This is a genomic window from Ancylobacter oerskovii (assembly GCF_018390555.1).
Classification (GTDB): domain Bacteria; phylum Pseudomonadota; class Alphaproteobacteria; order Rhizobiales; family Xanthobacteraceae; genus Ancylobacter; species Ancylobacter oerskovii.
On record NZ_JAHBGB010000044.1, the window covers coordinates 74,587 to 90,031 of the forward strand.

A 15,445-nucleotide genomic window follows, 5' to 3' on the forward strand; every position below is an offset into this window, starting at 1 on the left:
GGATGACGGGTTTTTCCACGCCCTGCAATCGGCTGCCGACTTTGCACAGGTTCGGGGGTCTCGTCGAGCCTTGATCTGAGGGCCGTCCTATAATTCCACCGCGAGTTTTTACCTCCCTCTCTGACGGGTGGAAAGCTCATTCATGAGTTGCGTACGTCAGATTTTGAGGGCAACCTTTCGCCATGTCGAGAGTTTCCTCACGCATCACCCTTCAGGACGTGGCCCGCGAGGCCGGCGTGTCGCTGGCGACCGCCGACCGCGTGCTGAACGGGCGCGCCGGCGTGCGCGAGGCCACGGCGGACCGGGTCCGGGACGTGGTGGCGCGCCTCGGCTACCGGCCGAACGCCGCGGCGGCGCGCCTCGCGCGCGGCGAGACCTACCGCTTCTGCTTCGTGCTGCCGTCGGGGCCGAACGTGTTCATGCGCCAGCTCGCCGAGCAGGTGACCAATACCGCCGAATGGCTGTCGGCCCACAATGCCTATATCGATCTCGTGAGGGTCGACGTCTTCGCGCCGGAGACGCTGGCCTCGACGCTGGAAGGGCTGATCGGCCGCTATGACGGCGTCGCGGTGGTGGCGCTCGACCATCCGCGGGTGCGCTCGGCCATCGACGACCTCACCGCCGCCGGCATGGTGGTGGTGACGCTGGTGTCCGACGTGCCGTCCTCGCATCGCCGCCATTATGTCGGCGTCGACAACATCGCCGCCGGCCGCACCGCCGGCACGCTGATCGGCCGCTTTGCCGGCGGGCGGACGGGATCGGTGGGGCTGATCGTCGGCACGCCGGCGCTGCGCGACCATGCCGAGCGGCAATTCGGCTTCACCCAGGTGCTGTCGGGGGAATATCCGGCGCTCCGGGTGCTGCCCGCGCGCGAGAGCCTCGACGAGGACGCCCGCACCCAGGCGATCGCCGAGCAGATGCTGCGCGAGGTGCCGGATCTGGTGGCGCTCTACAATGTCGGCGCCGGCAACAGCGGCATCGCCGGCGCGCTGACGTCCGCCGGGCAGGCCGGCGAGGTGGTCTTCATCGGCCACGACCTCACCGACGACACCCGCCGCTTCCTGCTGCGCGGGGTGATGGACGCGGTCATCCACCAGGATGCCGGCCACCAGTCGCGCTCGGCGGCGCGGGTGCTGCTGGCCCATTGCTCGGGCGAGCCGCTCTTCGACGAGCAGGAGCGCATCCGCATCGACATCTTCGTGCGGGATAATCTGCCGTGATACGCCACGTCGCGTCGATTCACGGTGAATGAAAGGAAGTGAGGCATGTTTGTCGGCCTCGATATAGGCACGTCCGCCATCAAGGCGGTGCTCGTCGACGAGACGCAGACGGTGCTCGCCACCGCCGAGGTGCCGCTGTCGGTTTCCCGGCCGCAGCCGGGGGACAGCGAGCAGAATCCCGAGGACTGGTGGCAGGCGACCCTCGCCAGCCTCGACCAGCTCAAGGCCTTGCGGCCGGCGGAGATCGCCGCGGTGAAGGGCATCGGCCTGTCCGGCCAGATGCATGGCGCGGTGCTGCTCGATGCCGCCGGCGCGGTGCTGCGCCCGGCCATCCTGTGGAATGACGGGCGCTCGGCGGCGGAATGCGTGGAGCTCAAGGCCGCCTTTCCCCGCCTGCACGAAGTGGCGGGCAACCTCGCCTTTCCCGGCTTCACCGCGCCGAAGCTCCTCTGGGTGCGCAAGCATGAGCCGGACATCTTCGTGCGCACCGCCAAGGTGCTGCTGCCCAAGGCCTATGTCGGCTACCGCCTGACCGGCGAGATGGTGGAGGAGATGTCCGACGCCTCCGGCACGCTGTGGCTCGACGTCGGCAAGCGCGACTGGTCGGACGAGGCGCTGGCCGCCACCGGGCTCGACCGTTCGCACATGCCGCGCCTCGTCGAGGGCAGCGCGGTGGCGGCGCGGATCAAGCCGGAACTCGCCGCCCGCTGGGGCATGGCGACGCCGCCGGTGCTGGCCGGCGGGGCAGGCGACAACGCCGCCGGCGCCATCGGGCTCGGCGCCATCCATGCCGGCGACGCCTTCGTCTCGCTCGGTACCTCCGGCGTGCTGTGGGCGACCACCGACCGCTTCGCGCCGAACCCGGAATCCAGCGTGCACGCCTTCTGCCACGCGATTCCCGCCACCTGGCACCAGATGGGGGTGATCCTGTCGGCGGCCTCGGCGCTCGGCTGGTGGGCGCAGACCGAGGGCATCTCGCCCGGCGATCTGCTCAAGCCGCTTGGCGAGGCGCCGGTAGCGCCATCGCGGGCGATCTTCCTGCCCTATCTCTCCGGCGAGCGCACGCCGCACAACGACACCGCCATTCGCGGCGCCTTCATCGGGCTCGACCACGAGACCACGCGGGAGGGGCTCACCCAGGCCGTGCTGGAAGGCGTCGCCTTCGCGTTCAAGGATTGCCTGGACGCGCTGGCCGCCGCCGGCACCACGCTGGCCAGTGCCGACATCATCGGCGGCGGTTCGCGCTCGCGCTTCTGGACCGCGGTGATCGCCAATGTGCTGGGCCTGCCGATCAACCGCATCGAGGACGGCGAGCGGGGCGGGGCGTTCGGCGCCGCGCGCCTCGCGCGCATGGCGGCGACCGGCGAGAGCCCGGCGGCCATCTGCCTGCCGCCCCGCCGCATCGAGACCATCGCGCCGACCCCGGCGCTCCAGCAGGCCTATGCGGAGCGGCATGCCCGTTTCCGCGCGCTCTACCCCGCCCTGAAGGGAGTTACCTCATGAATGCCCCCGCTCGGTTCTTCGAGCCGACCGCGCCGCTCGCCTATGAAGGGCCGCAGTCCCGCAATCCGTTCGCCTTCCGCTGGTACGACAAGGATCGCGTCGTGCTCGGCAAGCGGATGGAGGACCATCTGCGCTTCGCCGTCGCCTATTGGCACAGCTTCACCTGGCCGGGCGGCGACCCCTTCGGCGGCGAGACCTTCCTGCGCCCGTGGATGCACGGCGCCGACGAGATGGACCTCGCCCGCGCCAAGGCCGACGTCGCCTTCGAGCTGTTTCGCATCCTCGACGTGCCGTATTTCGCCTTCCACGACCGCGACATCGCTCCCGAAGGCAAGAGCCTGAAGGAATCCAACGCCAATGTCCGCGCCATCGCCGACATCTTCGCCAGGAAGATGGAAGCGTCGAAGGTGAAGCTGCTCTGGGGCACGGCGAACCTGTTCTCCAACCGCCGCTTCATGGCGGGCGCCGCCACCAACCCGGACCCGGACGTGTTCGCCTATGCCGCGGCGCAGGTGAAGAACGTGCTGGAAGTCACCCATGAGCTCGGCGGCGAGAACTATGTGCTGTGGGGCGGCCGCGAGGGCTACGAGACCCTGCTCAACACCGACCTGAAGAGCGAGCTGGACCATATGGGCCGCTTCCTCAACCTGGTGGTCGAGCACAAGCACAAGATCGGTTTCAAGGGCACCATCCTCATCGAGCCGAAGCCGCAGGAGCCGACCAAGCACCAGTACGACTTCGATGTCGGCACGGTGTACGGCCTCTTGTGCCGCGCCGGCCTCGAGAAGGAAGTGAAGCTCAACCTCGAAGCCAACCACGCCACGCTCGCCGGCCACAGCTTCGAGCACGAGATCGCCATGGCGGCGGCGCTCGGCGTGTTCGGCTCCATCGACATGAACAAGGGCGATGCCCAGTCCGGCTGGGACACCGACCAGTTCCCGACCAATGTCGAGGACACCGCCCTCGCCATGTACGAGATCCTGAAAGCGGGCGGCTACACCACCGGCGGCACCAATTTCGACGCCAAGATCCGCCGCCAGTCGATCGACCCGGAAGACCTCGTGCTCGCCCATGCGGCGGCGATGGATGTGTGCGCCCGCGCGCTGCTGATCGCCGCCGACATGGTGGAGGACGGGGCGCTGAAGAAGGCGGTCGACGAGCGCTATGCCGGCTGGCAGTCGCCGGCGGCGAAGGCGATGCTGGCGCCGGGCGCCTCGCTCGACGGCATCGCCGCGCGGGTGGAGGCGGAGAGCCTCGATCCGCAGCCGCGTTCCGGCAAGCAGGAGCGCCTGGAAGCGCTGGCGGTCAGCTATCTGCGCTGAGACGGTTCCTCCGTGCCCGGCCGCGCCCGGGCGCGTAAAGGGAGCGCGCCCTCTCTCCCGCGAGGACGCGCTCCCTCTTTTCCCTCGCCGCGGCCCGGCCGCCGCCCGCGACATTGCGGCGCGGGCGGGCCATCACATCCCGGTGTTGCCGCGGCAAGGCATTAACCATCCGTCATTGACTTGTGGTGAATAAATCCCTTCGATCGCTGCCATGGGAGCGACCGTGACTCGTGCCGACGTCCCGCCAGGCGATGGATGCGGCGATCTGAGGAGGGGATTGAGTATGCGTTGGAGCATTCTGGGCGCGCTGGCCGTTGCCGCCGCCTTTGCCGGTGGAGCCGCCAGCGAGGCGCAGGCGCAGGCCCGCCCGCCCGCCGGTCTCAACAGCATGCTGCTGGACGTGCAGGAAGAGCCGGGCCGCGTGCCTTCGCCGGACGAGGAACAGCTCGATCCGACCTTCCGCCGGCAGCCGGTCTACTTCCGCACCAACGAGCCGCCGGGCACCATCGTCATCCATACCGACGAGCGCTTCCTCTATCTGGTGCTCGGCGACAACCGCGCGATGCGCTACGGCATCGGCGTCGGCCGCGACGGCTTCCAGTGGTCGGGCCTGCAGAAGATCTCCCGCAAGGCCGAGTGGCCGGACTGGACGCCGCCGCCGGAGATGATCCAGCGCCAGCCCTACCTGCCGCGCTTCATGGCGGGCGGGCCCGGCAACCCGATGGGCGCGGCCGCGCTCTATCTCGGCCAGACCGTCTACCGCATCCACGGCACCAACCAGCCGCAGACCATCGGCTACGCGGTCTCCTCCGGCTGCTTCCGGCTGGTGAACAGCGACGTCGCGGATCTTTACAGCCGCGTGCCGGTCGGCACCAAGGTCATCATCCGGCAGACGCCGGCGCTCTGAACAAGCGACATGCGGCAGGGGCCGCAGGGGGAAGGCATGAAACATCTGGGAATGGCGCTGGCGGCTGCCGGCGTCCTGTTCACGGCCAGTCTTGCGCAGGCCGACACGCTCGCCGACGTGAAGGCGCGTGGTACGCTCAAATGCGGCGTCAACCAGGGCCTCGACGGCTTCTCGGCGAAGGGCGCCGACGGCAAGTGGAGCGGCTTCGACGTCGATCTGTGCAAGGGTCTCGCCGCCGCCATCTTCGACGATCCCGCCAAGGTCGAGTATGTCCCGCTTTCCGCGGAGGCGCGCTTTCCCGCCCTCTCCAAGGGCGATGTCGACGTCCTCGTGCGCAACTCCACCTGGACCCTGTCCCGCGAGGCGGGGCTGAAGCTCCTGTTCGCCGCCGTCTCCTATTATGACGGCCAGGGCTTCATGGTGCCCGCGGCGAAGAACAAGACCAGCGCGCTGGAGCTCGACGGCTCCAAGGTGTGCGTCCAGTCCGGCACCACCAGCGCCCTCAACGCCCAGGACTATTTCCAGCAGAACAACATGAAGCTGGAGCTGGTGCAGCAGCCGGGCGTCGACGAACTGGTCAAGGCCTATGACGAGGGCAAGTGCGACGTGCTGACCACCGACGTGTCGCAGCTCTATGCACTGCGCCTCCGGCTGTCCAAGCCGGCCGACAGCATCGTGCTGCCGGACGTCATCTCCCGGGAGCCGCTCGGCCCGGTGGTGCGCCAGGGCGACGATGCGTGGCTGAACGTGGTGAAGTGGAGCTTCTACGCGCTGGTCAACGCCGAGGAGCTCGGCATCGGCAGCAAGACGCTCGACCAGGCGCTGGCCTCGCAGAAGCCCGACGTGAAGCGCTTCGTCGGTGCGGAAGGCACCTATGGCGCCGATCTCGGCCTCACCAAGGACTGGGCGGTGCGGATCGTCAAGGCGGTCGGCAATTACGGCGAGGTGTTCGAGCGCAATGTCGGCACCGGTTCCAAGCTGGGCATTCCGCGCGGCATCAACCAGCTGTGGAGCCAGGGCGGCATCCAGTACGCGCCGCCGATCCGCTGATCGTCCGGCACGGGCATAAAGGGCCGGCCACCGCGAGGTGGCCGGCTTTTTCATGCGCGTTTCCGGCCCCGCCCGGAACTGAACAGCCGTTCATCCGTTTGTCCAAAGGCTGAAGACTTCGTTCAGGCCGCATTCATGCGATTTAGATAAAGTCGGATCCATGAATGGTATAGCTGGAGTGGCTAGCGATGAAAAAGATTTCCCTCGTGGTCGCGACCGTCGCCGCCTTTGCTACGGCCGCCGCCCTCCCTGCTTCCGCCGCGCCTTGGAGTCCGCAAGGATTGTCCGGCCCGGCGCCGCAGGTCGAGCAGATCCAGTATCGCCCGCGTCATTATGATGGCCCGCGTCGTTACTACAATGCGCCGCGTCGCCACTATGATGGTCCGCGTCGTGGATATTACCAGCAGAGCGGGCGTTATTATTACAACGGCCATCGCGGCTATAATTACTATCGGCCCGGCTACCGCAGCTACAATGGCTGGTGGTTCCCGGCGGCGGCCTTCGCCACCGGCGCGCTGATCGGTGGGGCCATCGCCGCCCAGCCCAGCTACAGCGGCGGCGGCAATGCGCATGTGCAGTGGTGCGCGAACCAGTACCGGTCCTACCGGGTGTCGGACAATACGTTCCAGCCCTATAACGGCCCGCGCCAGCAGTGCGTCTCCCCCTATTGACGCCTTCGTGAATCTGGAAAGCGAAAGCCCGGCCCGCGCCGGGCTTTCGTGCGTTCAAGGGTCGCCTTGACGGCGGCGCCGCGAGCGGGCCTATCGGGGGCGTCCGACTTTCCGGCAATCATCTCCGATGAAGGTGCGTCCATGACCGAACTGACCCTCGCCGCCGCGCAGACCATCGTTTCCGTCGCGCTGGACCATTGCCGCGCGGGCAATTTCAAGCCGATGGCCGTGGTGGTGCTCGATGCGCGCGGGGCGCTGAAGGCCGCGGCCGCCGAGGACGGCGCCAGCCTGAAGCGGGCCGAGGTCGCCCATGGCAAGGCCTATGGCGCGCTGTCGCTGGGCATGGGGTCGCGCTCGCTGTTCAAGCGCGCGAAGGAGCAGGCCTTCTTCATCTCGGCGGTGAGCCACGTCGTCGACGGCGCGCTGGTGCCGGTGCCCGGCGGCGTGCTGATTCGCGATGCGGCCGGGGCGCTGGCCGGCGCGGTGGGCATTTCCGGCGACACCTCGGACAATGACGAGGCGGCGGCGCTGGCCGGCATCGCCGCTGCCGGCCTCGTTGGCGATCCCGGCCAGGACTGATCGGCCAGGACTGATAGGGCGGGATCGATCGCCCGGCCTTCGCCGCCGGCGCCGGAGGGATCAACCGGAGGGATCAACCCTTGGCGACGGCGTCGAAGGCCTGCAGCCTGGCGATCAGCGCCGGCATGTCGTCGAGCCGGATCATGTTCGGCCCATCCGAGGGGGCGTGGTCGGGGTCTTCATGCGTCTCGATGAAGACGCCGGCGACGCCGACCGCGACCGCGGCCCGGCCCAGTGTCTCCACATATTCGCGCTGGCCGCCGGACGAGCCGCCCTGGCCGCCCGGCTGCTGCACGGAATGGGTGGCGTCGAAGATCACCGGCGCGCCGAGAGCCGCCATGATCGGCAGCGAGCGCATGTCGGAGACCAGTGTGTTGTAGCCGAAGCTGGTACCGCGCTCGCAGAGCAGCGTGTTCGGGTTGCCGCTCTCGGCGATCTTGGCCAGCACGTTCTTCATGTCCCAGGGGGCGAGGAACTGGCCCTTCTTCACATTGATCGCCCGGCCGGTCTTCGCCGCCGCGATCAGCAGGTCGGTCTGGCGGGAGAGGAAGGCGGGAATCTGCAACACGTCCACCACCGGGGCCACCAGCGCGCACTGTTCCTCGGTGTGCACGTCGGTGAGCACCGGGAAGCCGAATTGCTGCTTGAGCTCGGCGAATATCTCCATCGCCTTGTCCAGCCCGATGCCGCGCTTGCCGGAGAGCGAGGTGCGGTTGGCCTTGTCGAAGGAGGATTTGTAGACGAAGCGGATTCCCGCCTTGTCGCAGATGGCGGTCAGCCGCTCAGCCATCATGAAGGCGTGGTCGCGGCTTTCCATCTGGCAGGGGCCGGCGATCAGCGCCAGCGGCGCGTCATTGGCGAAGGTGACCTGCCGGTCGCCGGAGCCGACATGGATGGTGGCGTTGGTGGTCGCTGCGGCGGTCACGTTCTGAACTCCTGGCCCATCGGCCGTCAGGCGGGCGTGCCCGCCAGCATCTGGCGAGCGCGTTCGAGGTCTTCCGGCGTATCGACGCCGAGCGGCACCGTGGCGACGATCTCGGCATCGATGCGCATGCCGGCCTCGAGCGCCCGCAGCTGCTCCAGCTTCTCGCGCTGTTCCAGCGGGGAAGGGGGCAATGCCACGAAGCGTTCCAGCGCCGCGCGCTTATACGCATAGAGCCCGATATGGTGATAGAGCGGGCCATCGCCATGGGGGGCGGTGGCGCGGGTGAAATAGAGCGCGCGCAGGCGGGTATCGGAGAGCGGCGAGCCCACCACCTTCACCACGTTCGGGTTGGTACGCTCCTCCTCGCGGACGATCTCGACGCAGAGCGTGGCGATGTCGACGCGCTCATCCGCCAGCGGGGCGAGAGCGGCGCGCACGCTGTCGGGCTCGATGGTCGGCAGGTCGCCCTGCACATTGACGACGAAGCGGGCGCGGCGGTCGGGATCGACGCGTTCCAGCGCCTCGAAGATGCGATCGGAGCCGGAAGGATGTTCGACGCGGGTCATTACCGCCTCGAAGCCGGCGGCGGTGACGGCGGCGAGGGTGTCGGCATGGTCGACGGCGACCACCACGCGGCCGATCTCGGCCTCCGCCGCCCGGCGGGCGACCTGCACGATCATCGGCGCGCCGGCGATGTCGGCGAGCGGCTTGCCCGGCAGGCGGGTGGAGGCCATCCGCGCCGGAATCAGCACCAGCGTGTCGTTCTTCATGCGACGCCCGCGCGCAGGAGGTCGTGGATGTGGACGATGCCCTGCGGCCGGCGCCCGGCATCCACCACGAAGGCGACGGTGATCTTCTCGGATTGCATCAGCAGCAGCGCGCGCGCCGCCATCATCGCTTCGTCCACCACGCGGGGGCGCTTCGACATCACCGCTTCGACCGGCTGCTGCAGGAGGTCCGGCGCCATGTGGCGGCGCAGGTCGCCATCGGTGATCACGCCGGCCAGGGCGCCGGCATCGTCGACGATGCCGACCACGCCGAAGCCCTTGCTGGACATCACCAGCAGCGCCTCGCTCATGCGCATCCCCAGGGGAATGAGCGGCATTTCCTCGCCGGTATGGGCGATCTCGCCGACCGGGCGCAACTGCGAGCCGAGCTTGCCGCCGGGATGGAAGATGCCGAAATCCTGCGGCGTGAAACCGCGATGCTCCAGCAGCGCGATGGCCAGCGCATCGCCGACGAGCAGCTGCAGCAGTGTCGAGGTGGTCGGCGCCAGGCCGTGCGGGCAGGCTTCCGCCACCTGCGGCAGGCACAGCATCACATTGGCGTTGCGGCCGAGTGCGCTGTCCTCGCGCGAGGTGAGGGCGATGAGCGGGATGTCGAAGCGCTTGGCATAGGCGAGCACGTTGGCGAGCTCGCTGGTCTCGCCGGACCAGGAGAGCAGCAGCAGCGTGTCGTCCGAGGCGATCATGCCGAGATCGCCGTGGCTGGCCTCGGTCGGGTGCACGAAGAAGGCGGGGGTGCCGGTGGAGGCCATGGTGGCGGCGATCTTGCGGCCGATATGCCCGCTCTTGCCGACGCCGGAGATGATCAGCCGGCCCTTGCGGCTCGCCACCAGTTCCACCGCGGCGTCGAAGGCGGCGCGCAGCGTCTCGTCGCCGCGCGCGAGGTCGGTCAGCGTCTCCACCGCCTCGGAGGCCTTGTGCAGGGTGCGCAGCAGCGAGGCGACGCCGGGGCTGTCGGTCCGTTCGGCCGGAGGAATCCTGTTCAGCATCGACTCACCGTGAGGCGTTCCACCATCATCGCGTCTTCCTATCCGATTTGCGCCGCCGGTGCACGGCATGCGGGTGCCGGGCGCCGCCGCCCGTCTGCCGGGCCGGTGCCGCGAGGGCTGCATAGCTCCCTTCGCTTTCCTTGCCCAGCCATCCTTGCCGAGCCATGCGGGCGGGATTGCGGCATGCCGCCCGGCGGGGACAAGGCACGCCTTGCCTCAAATCGATCACACGAGCGTCACGTGCTAGTAGCAAGGAAGGCGGCAGGGGCAACCGAACCGGGCGGAGGATCGAGCGGACGATGAGCGATGCAGCCGGAACCGTGCGCAACGGGCGCTTCGGGCTTTCCCTCGCCGGCCTTGCCGAGCGCCATGCCCGGCTCGTCCTGGTGCTGCTGTTCTTCGCCTGCGTGCTGCCGGGCTTCTTCACCCTGCCGGTGATCGACCGCGACGAGGCCCGCTTCGCGCAGGCCTCGCGGCAGATGGTGGCCAGCGGCGATTATGTCGCGCCTCGGCTCGGCGACGAGTACCGCTTCAAGAAGCCGATCGGCATCTACTGGCTGCAGACGGCGGCGGTGAAGCTCACCGGCCTGGCGCCGGATGCGCCGATCTGGGCGTATCGGCTGCCCTCACTGTTCACCGCACTGGTCGCGGTGCTGGTGACGCATGCGATAGGGCTGAGGCTGTTCAACCCGCCCGCGGCCTTGTTCGGCGCCGCGCTGCTCGCGGCCTCGCTGATCCTCGGCGCCGAGGCGCGGCTCGCCAAGACGGACGCCACGCTGCTCGCCTTCGCGGTCATCGGGCAGATGGCGCTGGCGCGGCTCTATACCGCCCGCCCCGGTGAAAGGATACCGCTCCGCTGGGCGCTGCTGTTCTGGGGCGCCATGGGCGGCGGCATCCTGATCAAGGGGCCGATCGTGCCGATGCTGGCCGGCTTCACCGTGCTGGGCCTTGTCGTCTGGGAACGGCGCGGCGCCTGGCTGAAGCCGCTCAAGCCCTTGATCGGCGTGCCTTTCATGCTGCTGATCGTCCTGCCCTGGCTGGTTGCGATCTGGCTCAATACCGGCATGGCCTTCTTCCATGAGGCCGTGGGCAACGACCTGCTCGGCAAGGTGGCGACCGGGCAGGAATCGCACGGGGCGCCGCCGGGCGCGCATTTCCTCGCCTTCTTCGTCATCTTCTGGCCCGGGGCCGCACTGGCGGCGATCGCCGCGCCCTGGGTGTGGTCGAGCCGGTCGGTGCCGGCGGTGCGGTTCTGCCTGTGCTGGATCGTGCCGTTCTGGATCGCCTTCGAGCTGTTCGCCACCAAGCTGCCGCACTATACGCTGCCGGCCTATCCGGCGATCGCCCTACTGGCGGGCGCGGCGCTCGCCTCCGGCCGGCTGACCCCGCCGGCCGGCTGGGCCCGGCTGCTGGCGCTGGGTGCGGCCGTCGGAGGCCTCGTCGCCGGCATCGGCCTCGTGATCCTGCTCCATCGGTTGTCGGGCCTGCTGCCCGCCGAGGCGCTGGTCCTGGCCGCCCTTGCCTGCGTCGTCGGCTGTCTCGCCGCCTATCGGGCGCTGCGTGCGAACCTCGAGGCGACCTATCCGCTGCTGATCCTGCAGGCCGTGGTGCTCTATGGCCTCGGCTTTGGAGTGGCAGCACCGCGTGTCGAGGCGCTTTGGGTGTCGCCGCAGATCGCCCGCTCCATCGCCGCCCATGGGCTTTGCCAGAAGCCGGAGATCATGGTGTCCGGCTTTACCGAGGCCAGCACGCTGTTCGTGCTCGGCACTGAAACCCGTTACGGTTCCGGCGGGGAGGCCGCGGATTTCCTCGCCGCTCCGGGGTGCCGGGTGGCGGCGGTCACCGACCGGCAGCGCCCGGCCTTCGAGGCGCGCGAGGCCGAGCTTGGCCGCCGGGCCATGCGGCTCGATACGGTGTCCGGCTTCAATCTGGGCAATGGGCGCTGGATGACGCTGCAAATCCTCGCCGCCCCCGTGGCGGCGGAAGCAAAAGGATCCTGAGCATGATGTCGCTGACCATCACGCCGTGGCTCATCGTGGGGTTTCTCGGGCAGGCGCTGTTCACCGGGCGCTTCCTGGTGCAGTGGATCGCCAGCGAGCGGGCCCGGCGCAGCGTGGTGCCGCTCGCCTTCTGGGTATTTTCCATCGCCGGCGGCGTGATACTGCTCGCCTATGCGATCTATCGCGAGGATCCGGTCTTCATCGTCGGGCAGGCGGCGGGACTGCTCATTTATGCCCGCAACATCTATTTCGTGATCCGCGAGCGCCTGGGGCGGACCCCGGTCGTGGTTCCCGGCACGCCGGAAGGGCGTTCCGACATTCGCTGAGCCGTTCGGCCGGCTGTCCCCAACTTTCGTCGAGGCGTCACCCACGCTTCATTGGGCTTTCACCGAGCCCGCCTTGTATCCCCACAGGCGACGCGGCGGGCGAGGGGCGAGATGCGGTCGGTGGCGATGCTTGCGGAGCGGTTCAGGGCGTTCTGCCTCCAGAACCGGGTTTTGGCCTGCCTCCTTGCGATGCTCCTGATCTCGGCGCTCTTCATCCTCATGCCGGGCATCGATCTCGCGGTGACCCGCCAGTTCTACGTGCCGGGCGACGGCTTTCCGCTGGCCCATAACGGCAGGCTGCAGGACCTGCGCATGGTGGGCAGCAACATTCCCGTCGCGGTGGCGGTGGTGGTGATCGCCGCCCTGGCGCTCAAGATGCTGCATCCCCGCCGTCCCTGCCTTTTGCCGGCGCGCTTCACGCTCTATTTCGCCAGCCTGTATCTGCTTGGGCCGGTGCTGCTGGTGAACGGGATCTTCAAGACCCTCTGGGGCCGTCCGAGGCCGGTGAAGGTCGAGGCCTTCGGCGGCTCCTTTCCCTTCCTCGACGCCTGGTCGCTGGGGGAGAGCTTCACCCACCGCTCCTTCGTGTCCGGCGAGGCGGCGACCGTGGCCTGCCTGCTGCCGCTCGCCCTGTTCGTGCCGCGCCCCTGGCGCTGGCGGGTGCTGGCGATGCTCGGCATGCTCGTCGCGATGGTCTCGCTCAATCGCGTGGCGTTCGGCGCGCACTTCCTCTCCGATATATTGATCGCCATCGCGATGGTGCTGACGATCGCGGTCGTGCTGCGGCAGGTCTTCTATGTCAGCCACGCCGAACTGTTCTGCGATGCGCGCCTGGAGACGGAACTGACCCGCATCGGACTGGCGGCGCAGGCGAGGATCCGCCGCGATCTCGACGCGGTCGCCATCCTGCTCGCCGGCCGACTGGCGATCGCCGCGCGCGGTGTCCGCAGGCTCGGCGCCTAGGCGGAGGCCTACAGGCTGGCGGTGTGCATGTCGGGCTTGCCGGATGGAACCGTCGCCGGCCGCAGGGGCACCGGCGCGCCGCTATCCTCGGCGATGGGCGGCACGACGGTGCGGCGGCGCAGCCAGACGACCCCGAACAGATCGTAGATGCCGACCAAAGCGCGGCCGAAATTGGTGTATTTCGACGCGCCCGCCAGCCGCGGCCGGTCGTTGACCGGCTCATAGGCCACTTCATGCCCGTAGCTCAGGAAAAGCGCCGGCAGATAGCGGTGCATGCTGGAGAAATAGGGCAGGCGCAGGAAGGCTTCCCGCCAATAGACCTTGATCCCGCAGCCGGTATCCGGGCAATCGTCCTTCAGCAGGCGGGCGCGCAATCCGTTGGCGAAGGTCGAGGCGAAGCGCCGGGAGCCGGCGGCGCGGCGGCGCGCCCGCAGCCCGCCGACCAGCGCGGGCCCCTTGCCGCCGGGCGGAGCGATATGCGCGAGCAGGCGCGGAATGTCGGCGGGATCGTTCTGGCCGTCGCCATCCATGGTGGCGACGAGGGGAAAGCTGGCGGCAAAGATGCCGGTGCGCAAACCGGCGCTCTGGCCCGCGCGATGCGCGTGGCGCAGGTAGCGCAGCCGCGGATGGACGGCCATCAGCGCCCGGATCTCGTCGCGGGTGCCGTCGTCGCTGCAATCGTCGACGACCACCACCTCGCCGAGGATGTCGTCGGGCAGGACCCCGAACGCCTCCGTCACGAGGCGGCCGATGTTGCCGGCTTCGTTATAGGCGGGAATAACCACTGAAACACGCATCGTATCGCAATCTCGACCAGTCGACGGATAGTGTCCGGCTTCGATGAAATCGGGATGAAAAAGGCAATACAGCTTGAGTTAACGGCGAAATTCAGCCGTCCGTCAATTTCCGCAACGTCGTGTCTCTTCGGGGTGAGGGCGGCGGGATGCTCTCTCGCCGCCGTTTACCCGCGTCGATATCGATGCCGGGGGGAACCGGTAGGGGCGCTGGCTCGTTGCCTCCTGCGCGCTCCAACACCGGACGACGCGCCGATGCGACAGGGGGCTACGGATGAGCGGAAAGGCGGCGGAGAAAGGCAACGGGGCGCCGCCGGACGTCACCGTGCACGGCGCGGCGACCCTGACCGCCGTGACCGTGGACAGCTTCAACGCGCAATTGCGCGAGGGCGACGGCTTCGTGGGAGATCGCGCCCGTCGCGCCGCCTTCTTCGACATTCTCGCGCGCTGGCGGGAGGTTGCGGACCGCAAGCTGGCGCTGCTCGGCGATGTCCCGGTCGAGGAGATTTCCAAGGCGAGGATCGACGAGGCCCTGGCGGAAGGCAAGCCGCACGAGCAGGCGCTCGTCCTCAGCGCCATCGAGGATTATGCCGGCGAGATGCTCGCCGTCATTCGCCGCCTGCTGCGGACCGAGGCGTGGCGCGATACGTCGCGCATCGCGATTGGCGGAGGCTTGAAGGGCGGCCGCTTCGCCGAGATCGCCTTCGCCCGGGCCGAATTGCTGGCGCGGGCGGACGGCATCGAGATCGAGCTGCGTCCCATCCACAACGACCCCGACGAGGCCGGGCTCATCGGCAGCGTGCATCTCGCGCCGAGCTGGATGTTCGCCAGCTTCGACGACATTCTCGCCGTCGATATCGGCGGTTCCAACATCCGTTGCGGGATCGTGCGGCTGAACCTCGACAAGGCGGACGACCTGTCCAAGGCGCGGGTGCGCACCATGGAATTATGGACGCATGGCGAGGAGAAGCTGGGTCGCGACGAGGCGGTCGGCCGGCTCGTCGGCATGCTGGAGGGGTTGATCCGTCAGGCGGAGAAGGACGGACTGAGCCTCGCGCCCTTCATCGGCGTGGGCTGTCCCGGCTCGATCGCCGCCGACGGTTCCATCGAGAACGGCGCGCAGAACCTGCCGGGGAACTGGGAGAGTTCGCGCTTCAATCTTCCGGCGGCGCTCTGGGAGGCGATCCCTTCCATCGGCGGGCATGAGACGACGGTGACCATGCACAATGACGCCGTGGTGCAGGGGCTGAGCGAAGTGCCGTTCATGCAGGATGTTGAGCACTGGGGCGTGCTGACCATCGGCACCGGCCTCGGCAATGCGCGCTTCACCAACCGGGCGCGCCCCAATGCCGAGCAAAAGGCCGCGCATCGACGGGGCGATGCGCGGCCAAAGGACAAGGACTGAGCAAGG

Annotated in this window: 15 protein-coding genes; 11 read left to right on the forward strand and 4 right to left on the reverse strand. The window is 68.6% G+C overall.

The annotated features are described in order from the left end of the window. Nucleotides 1–182: 182 nt before the first annotated feature. From KHC19_RS21290 to KHC19_RS21320, 7 genes are all read left to right on the forward strand, one after another. Nucleotides 183–1,220: a LacI family DNA-binding transcriptional regulator gene (locus KHC19_RS21290; protein ID WP_213355393.1), complete on the forward strand. Its 1,038-nt coding sequence runs from the start codon at nt 183–185 to the stop codon at nt 1,218–1,220. 45 nt (nt 1,221–1,265) lie between these two features. After that, nucleotides 1,266–2,723, forward strand: coding sequence for a xylulokinase (xylB, locus tag KHC19_RS21295; RefSeq protein WP_213355394.1), 1,458 nt, complete (start codon nt 1,266–1,268; stop codon nt 2,721–2,723). Beyond that, entirely contained in the window at nt 2,720–4,045 is a 1,326-nt protein-coding gene (xylA, locus tag KHC19_RS21300; protein ID WP_213355396.1) for a xylose isomerase, read from the forward strand. Before xylB ends, xylA begins: the two co-directional genes overlap by 4 nt. A gap of 283 nt (nt 4,046–4,328) precedes the next feature. Further along, nucleotides 4,329–4,952 carry a L,D-transpeptidase gene (locus tag KHC19_RS21305; protein WP_213355398.1) on the forward strand — a complete coding sequence of 208 codons (624 nt, stop codon included), beginning with the start codon at nt 4,329–4,331 and terminating at the stop codon, nt 4,950–4,952. Between the two features lie 36 nt (nt 4,953–4,988). Continuing rightward, nucleotides 4,989–6,002 carry an amino acid ABC transporter substrate-binding protein gene (locus tag KHC19_RS21310; RefSeq protein ID WP_213355399.1) on the forward strand — a complete coding sequence of 338 codons (1,014 nt, stop codon included), beginning with the start codon at nt 4,989–4,991 and terminating at the stop codon, nt 6,000–6,002. A 188-nt stretch (nt 6,003–6,190) separates the two neighbouring features. After that, nucleotides 6,191–6,673 carry a BA14K family protein gene (locus KHC19_RS21315; RefSeq protein ID WP_213355400.1) on the forward strand — a complete coding sequence of 161 codons (483 nt, stop codon included), beginning with the start codon at nt 6,191–6,193 and terminating at the stop codon, nt 6,671–6,673. A gap of 141 nt (nt 6,674–6,814) precedes the next feature. Continuing rightward, the gene (locus KHC19_RS21320) at nt 6,815–7,252 is read left to right on the forward strand and encodes a GlcG/HbpS family heme-binding protein (RefSeq protein ID WP_213355401.1); all 438 of its coding nucleotides are present in this window, start codon (nt 6,815–6,817) and stop codon (nt 7,250–7,252) included. 73 nt (nt 7,253–7,325) lie between these two features. Here KHC19_RS21320 and kdsA read toward each other — a convergent pair whose 3' ends face one another. The 3 genes from kdsA to KHC19_RS21335 are packed head-to-tail and all read right to left on the reverse strand — an operon-like array spanning nt 7,326 to nt 9,951. Further along, nucleotides 7,326–8,147 carry a 3-deoxy-8-phosphooctulonate synthase gene (kdsA, locus tag KHC19_RS21325; protein ID WP_378297045.1) on the reverse strand — a complete coding sequence of 274 codons (822 nt, stop codon included), beginning with the start codon at nt 8,145–8,147 and terminating at the stop codon, nt 7,326–7,328. Nucleotides 8,148–8,203: 56 nt separating this feature from the next. After that, complete coding sequence (locus KHC19_RS21330) at nt 8,204–8,947, reverse strand: 3-deoxy-manno-octulosonate cytidylyltransferase (RefSeq protein ID WP_213355403.1); 744 nt, start codon at nt 8,945–8,947, stop codon at nt 8,204–8,206. Continuing rightward, nucleotides 8,944–9,951: a KpsF/GutQ family sugar-phosphate isomerase gene (locus tag KHC19_RS21335; RefSeq protein WP_213355404.1), complete on the reverse strand. Its 1,008-nt coding sequence runs from the start codon at nt 9,949–9,951 to the stop codon at nt 8,944–8,946. The genes KHC19_RS21330 and KHC19_RS21335 overlap by 4 nt, the downstream gene beginning before the upstream one ends. Nucleotides 9,952–10,250: 299 nt before the next feature. Between KHC19_RS21335 and KHC19_RS21340 the strand changes: the two genes are divergently transcribed. From KHC19_RS21340 to KHC19_RS21350, 3 genes are all read left to right on the forward strand, one after another. Beyond that, nucleotides 10,251–11,951, forward strand: a complete 1,701-nt coding sequence (locus tag KHC19_RS21340; protein WP_213355405.1) for an ArnT family glycosyltransferase — start codon at nt 10,251–10,253, stop codon at nt 11,949–11,951. Nucleotides 11,952–11,953: 2 nt separating this feature from the next. Next, nucleotides 11,954–12,277, forward strand: a complete 324-nt coding sequence (locus tag KHC19_RS21345; protein ID WP_213355407.1) for a lipid-A-disaccharide synthase N-terminal domain-containing protein — start codon at nt 11,954–11,956, stop codon at nt 12,275–12,277. Nucleotides 12,278–12,466: 189 nt separating this feature from the next. Next, on the forward strand, nt 12,467–13,240 hold the full coding sequence (locus tag KHC19_RS21350; RefSeq protein WP_213355408.1) for a phosphatase PAP2 family protein: 774 nt from the start codon (nt 12,467–12,469) through the stop codon (nt 13,238–13,240). Nucleotides 13,241–13,248: 8 nt separating this feature from the next. Here the strand turns inward: KHC19_RS21350 and KHC19_RS21355 are convergent, their stop codons facing one another. Next, nucleotides 13,249–14,037: a glycosyltransferase family 2 protein gene (locus tag KHC19_RS21355; protein WP_213355409.1), complete on the reverse strand. Its 789-nt coding sequence runs from the start codon at nt 14,035–14,037 to the stop codon at nt 13,249–13,251. A gap of 271 nt (nt 14,038–14,308) precedes the next feature. Here KHC19_RS21355 and KHC19_RS21360 point away from each other — a divergent pair, with 271 nt between their 5' ends. Then, nucleotides 14,309–15,439 (forward strand): ROK family protein, encoded by a 1,131-nt coding sequence (locus KHC19_RS21360; protein ID WP_213355410.1) that lies wholly within the window; start codon nt 14,309–14,311, stop codon nt 15,437–15,439. Nucleotides 15,440–15,445 lie beyond the last annotated feature (6 nt).

Bases quoted from the DNA above. Each gene is read 5' to 3' on its own strand.
- KHC19_RS21290 (WP_213355393.1), top strand. From the start codon at position 183: ATGTCGAGAGTTTCCTCACGCATCACCCTTCAGGACGTGGCCCGCGAG.
- xylB (WP_213355394.1), top strand. From the start codon at position 1,266: ATGTTTGTCGGCCTCGATATAGGCACGTCCGCCATCAAGGCGGTGCTC.
- xylA (WP_213355396.1), top strand. From the start codon at position 2,720: ATGAATGCCCCCGCTCGGTTCTTCGAGCCGACCGCGCCGCTCGCCTAT.
- KHC19_RS21305 (WP_213355398.1), top strand. From the start codon at position 4,329: ATGCGTTGGAGCATTCTGGGCGCGCTGGCCGTTGCCGCCGCCTTTGCC.
- KHC19_RS21310 (WP_213355399.1), top strand. From the start codon at position 4,989: ATGAAACATCTGGGAATGGCGCTGGCGGCTGCCGGCGTCCTGTTCACG.
- KHC19_RS21315 (WP_213355400.1), top strand. From the start codon at position 6,191: ATGAAAAAGATTTCCCTCGTGGTCGCGACCGTCGCCGCCTTTGCTACG.
- KHC19_RS21320 (WP_213355401.1), top strand. From the start codon at position 6,815: ATGACCGAACTGACCCTCGCCGCCGCGCAGACCATCGTTTCCGTCGCG.
- KHC19_RS21330 (WP_213355403.1), bottom strand. From the start codon at position 8,947: ATGAAGAACGACACGCTGGTGCTGATTCCGGCGCGGATGGCCTCCACC.
- KHC19_RS21335 (WP_213355404.1), bottom strand. From the start codon at position 9,951: ATGCTGAACAGGATTCCTCCGGCCGAACGGACCGACAGCCCCGGCGTC.
- KHC19_RS21340 (WP_213355405.1), top strand. From the start codon at position 10,251: ATGAGCGATGCAGCCGGAACCGTGCGCAACGGGCGCTTCGGGCTTTCC.
- KHC19_RS21345 (WP_213355407.1), top strand. From the start codon at position 11,954: ATGATGTCGCTGACCATCACGCCGTGGCTCATCGTGGGGTTTCTCGGG.
- KHC19_RS21350 (WP_213355408.1), top strand. From the start codon at position 12,467: ATGCTCCTGATCTCGGCGCTCTTCATCCTCATGCCGGGCATCGATCTC.
- KHC19_RS21355 (WP_213355409.1), bottom strand. From the start codon at position 14,037: ATGCGTGTTTCAGTGGTTATTCCCGCCTATAACGAAGCCGGCAACATC.
- KHC19_RS21360 (WP_213355410.1), top strand. From the start codon at position 14,309: ATGAGCGGAAAGGCGGCGGAGAAAGGCAACGGGGCGCCGCCGGACGTC.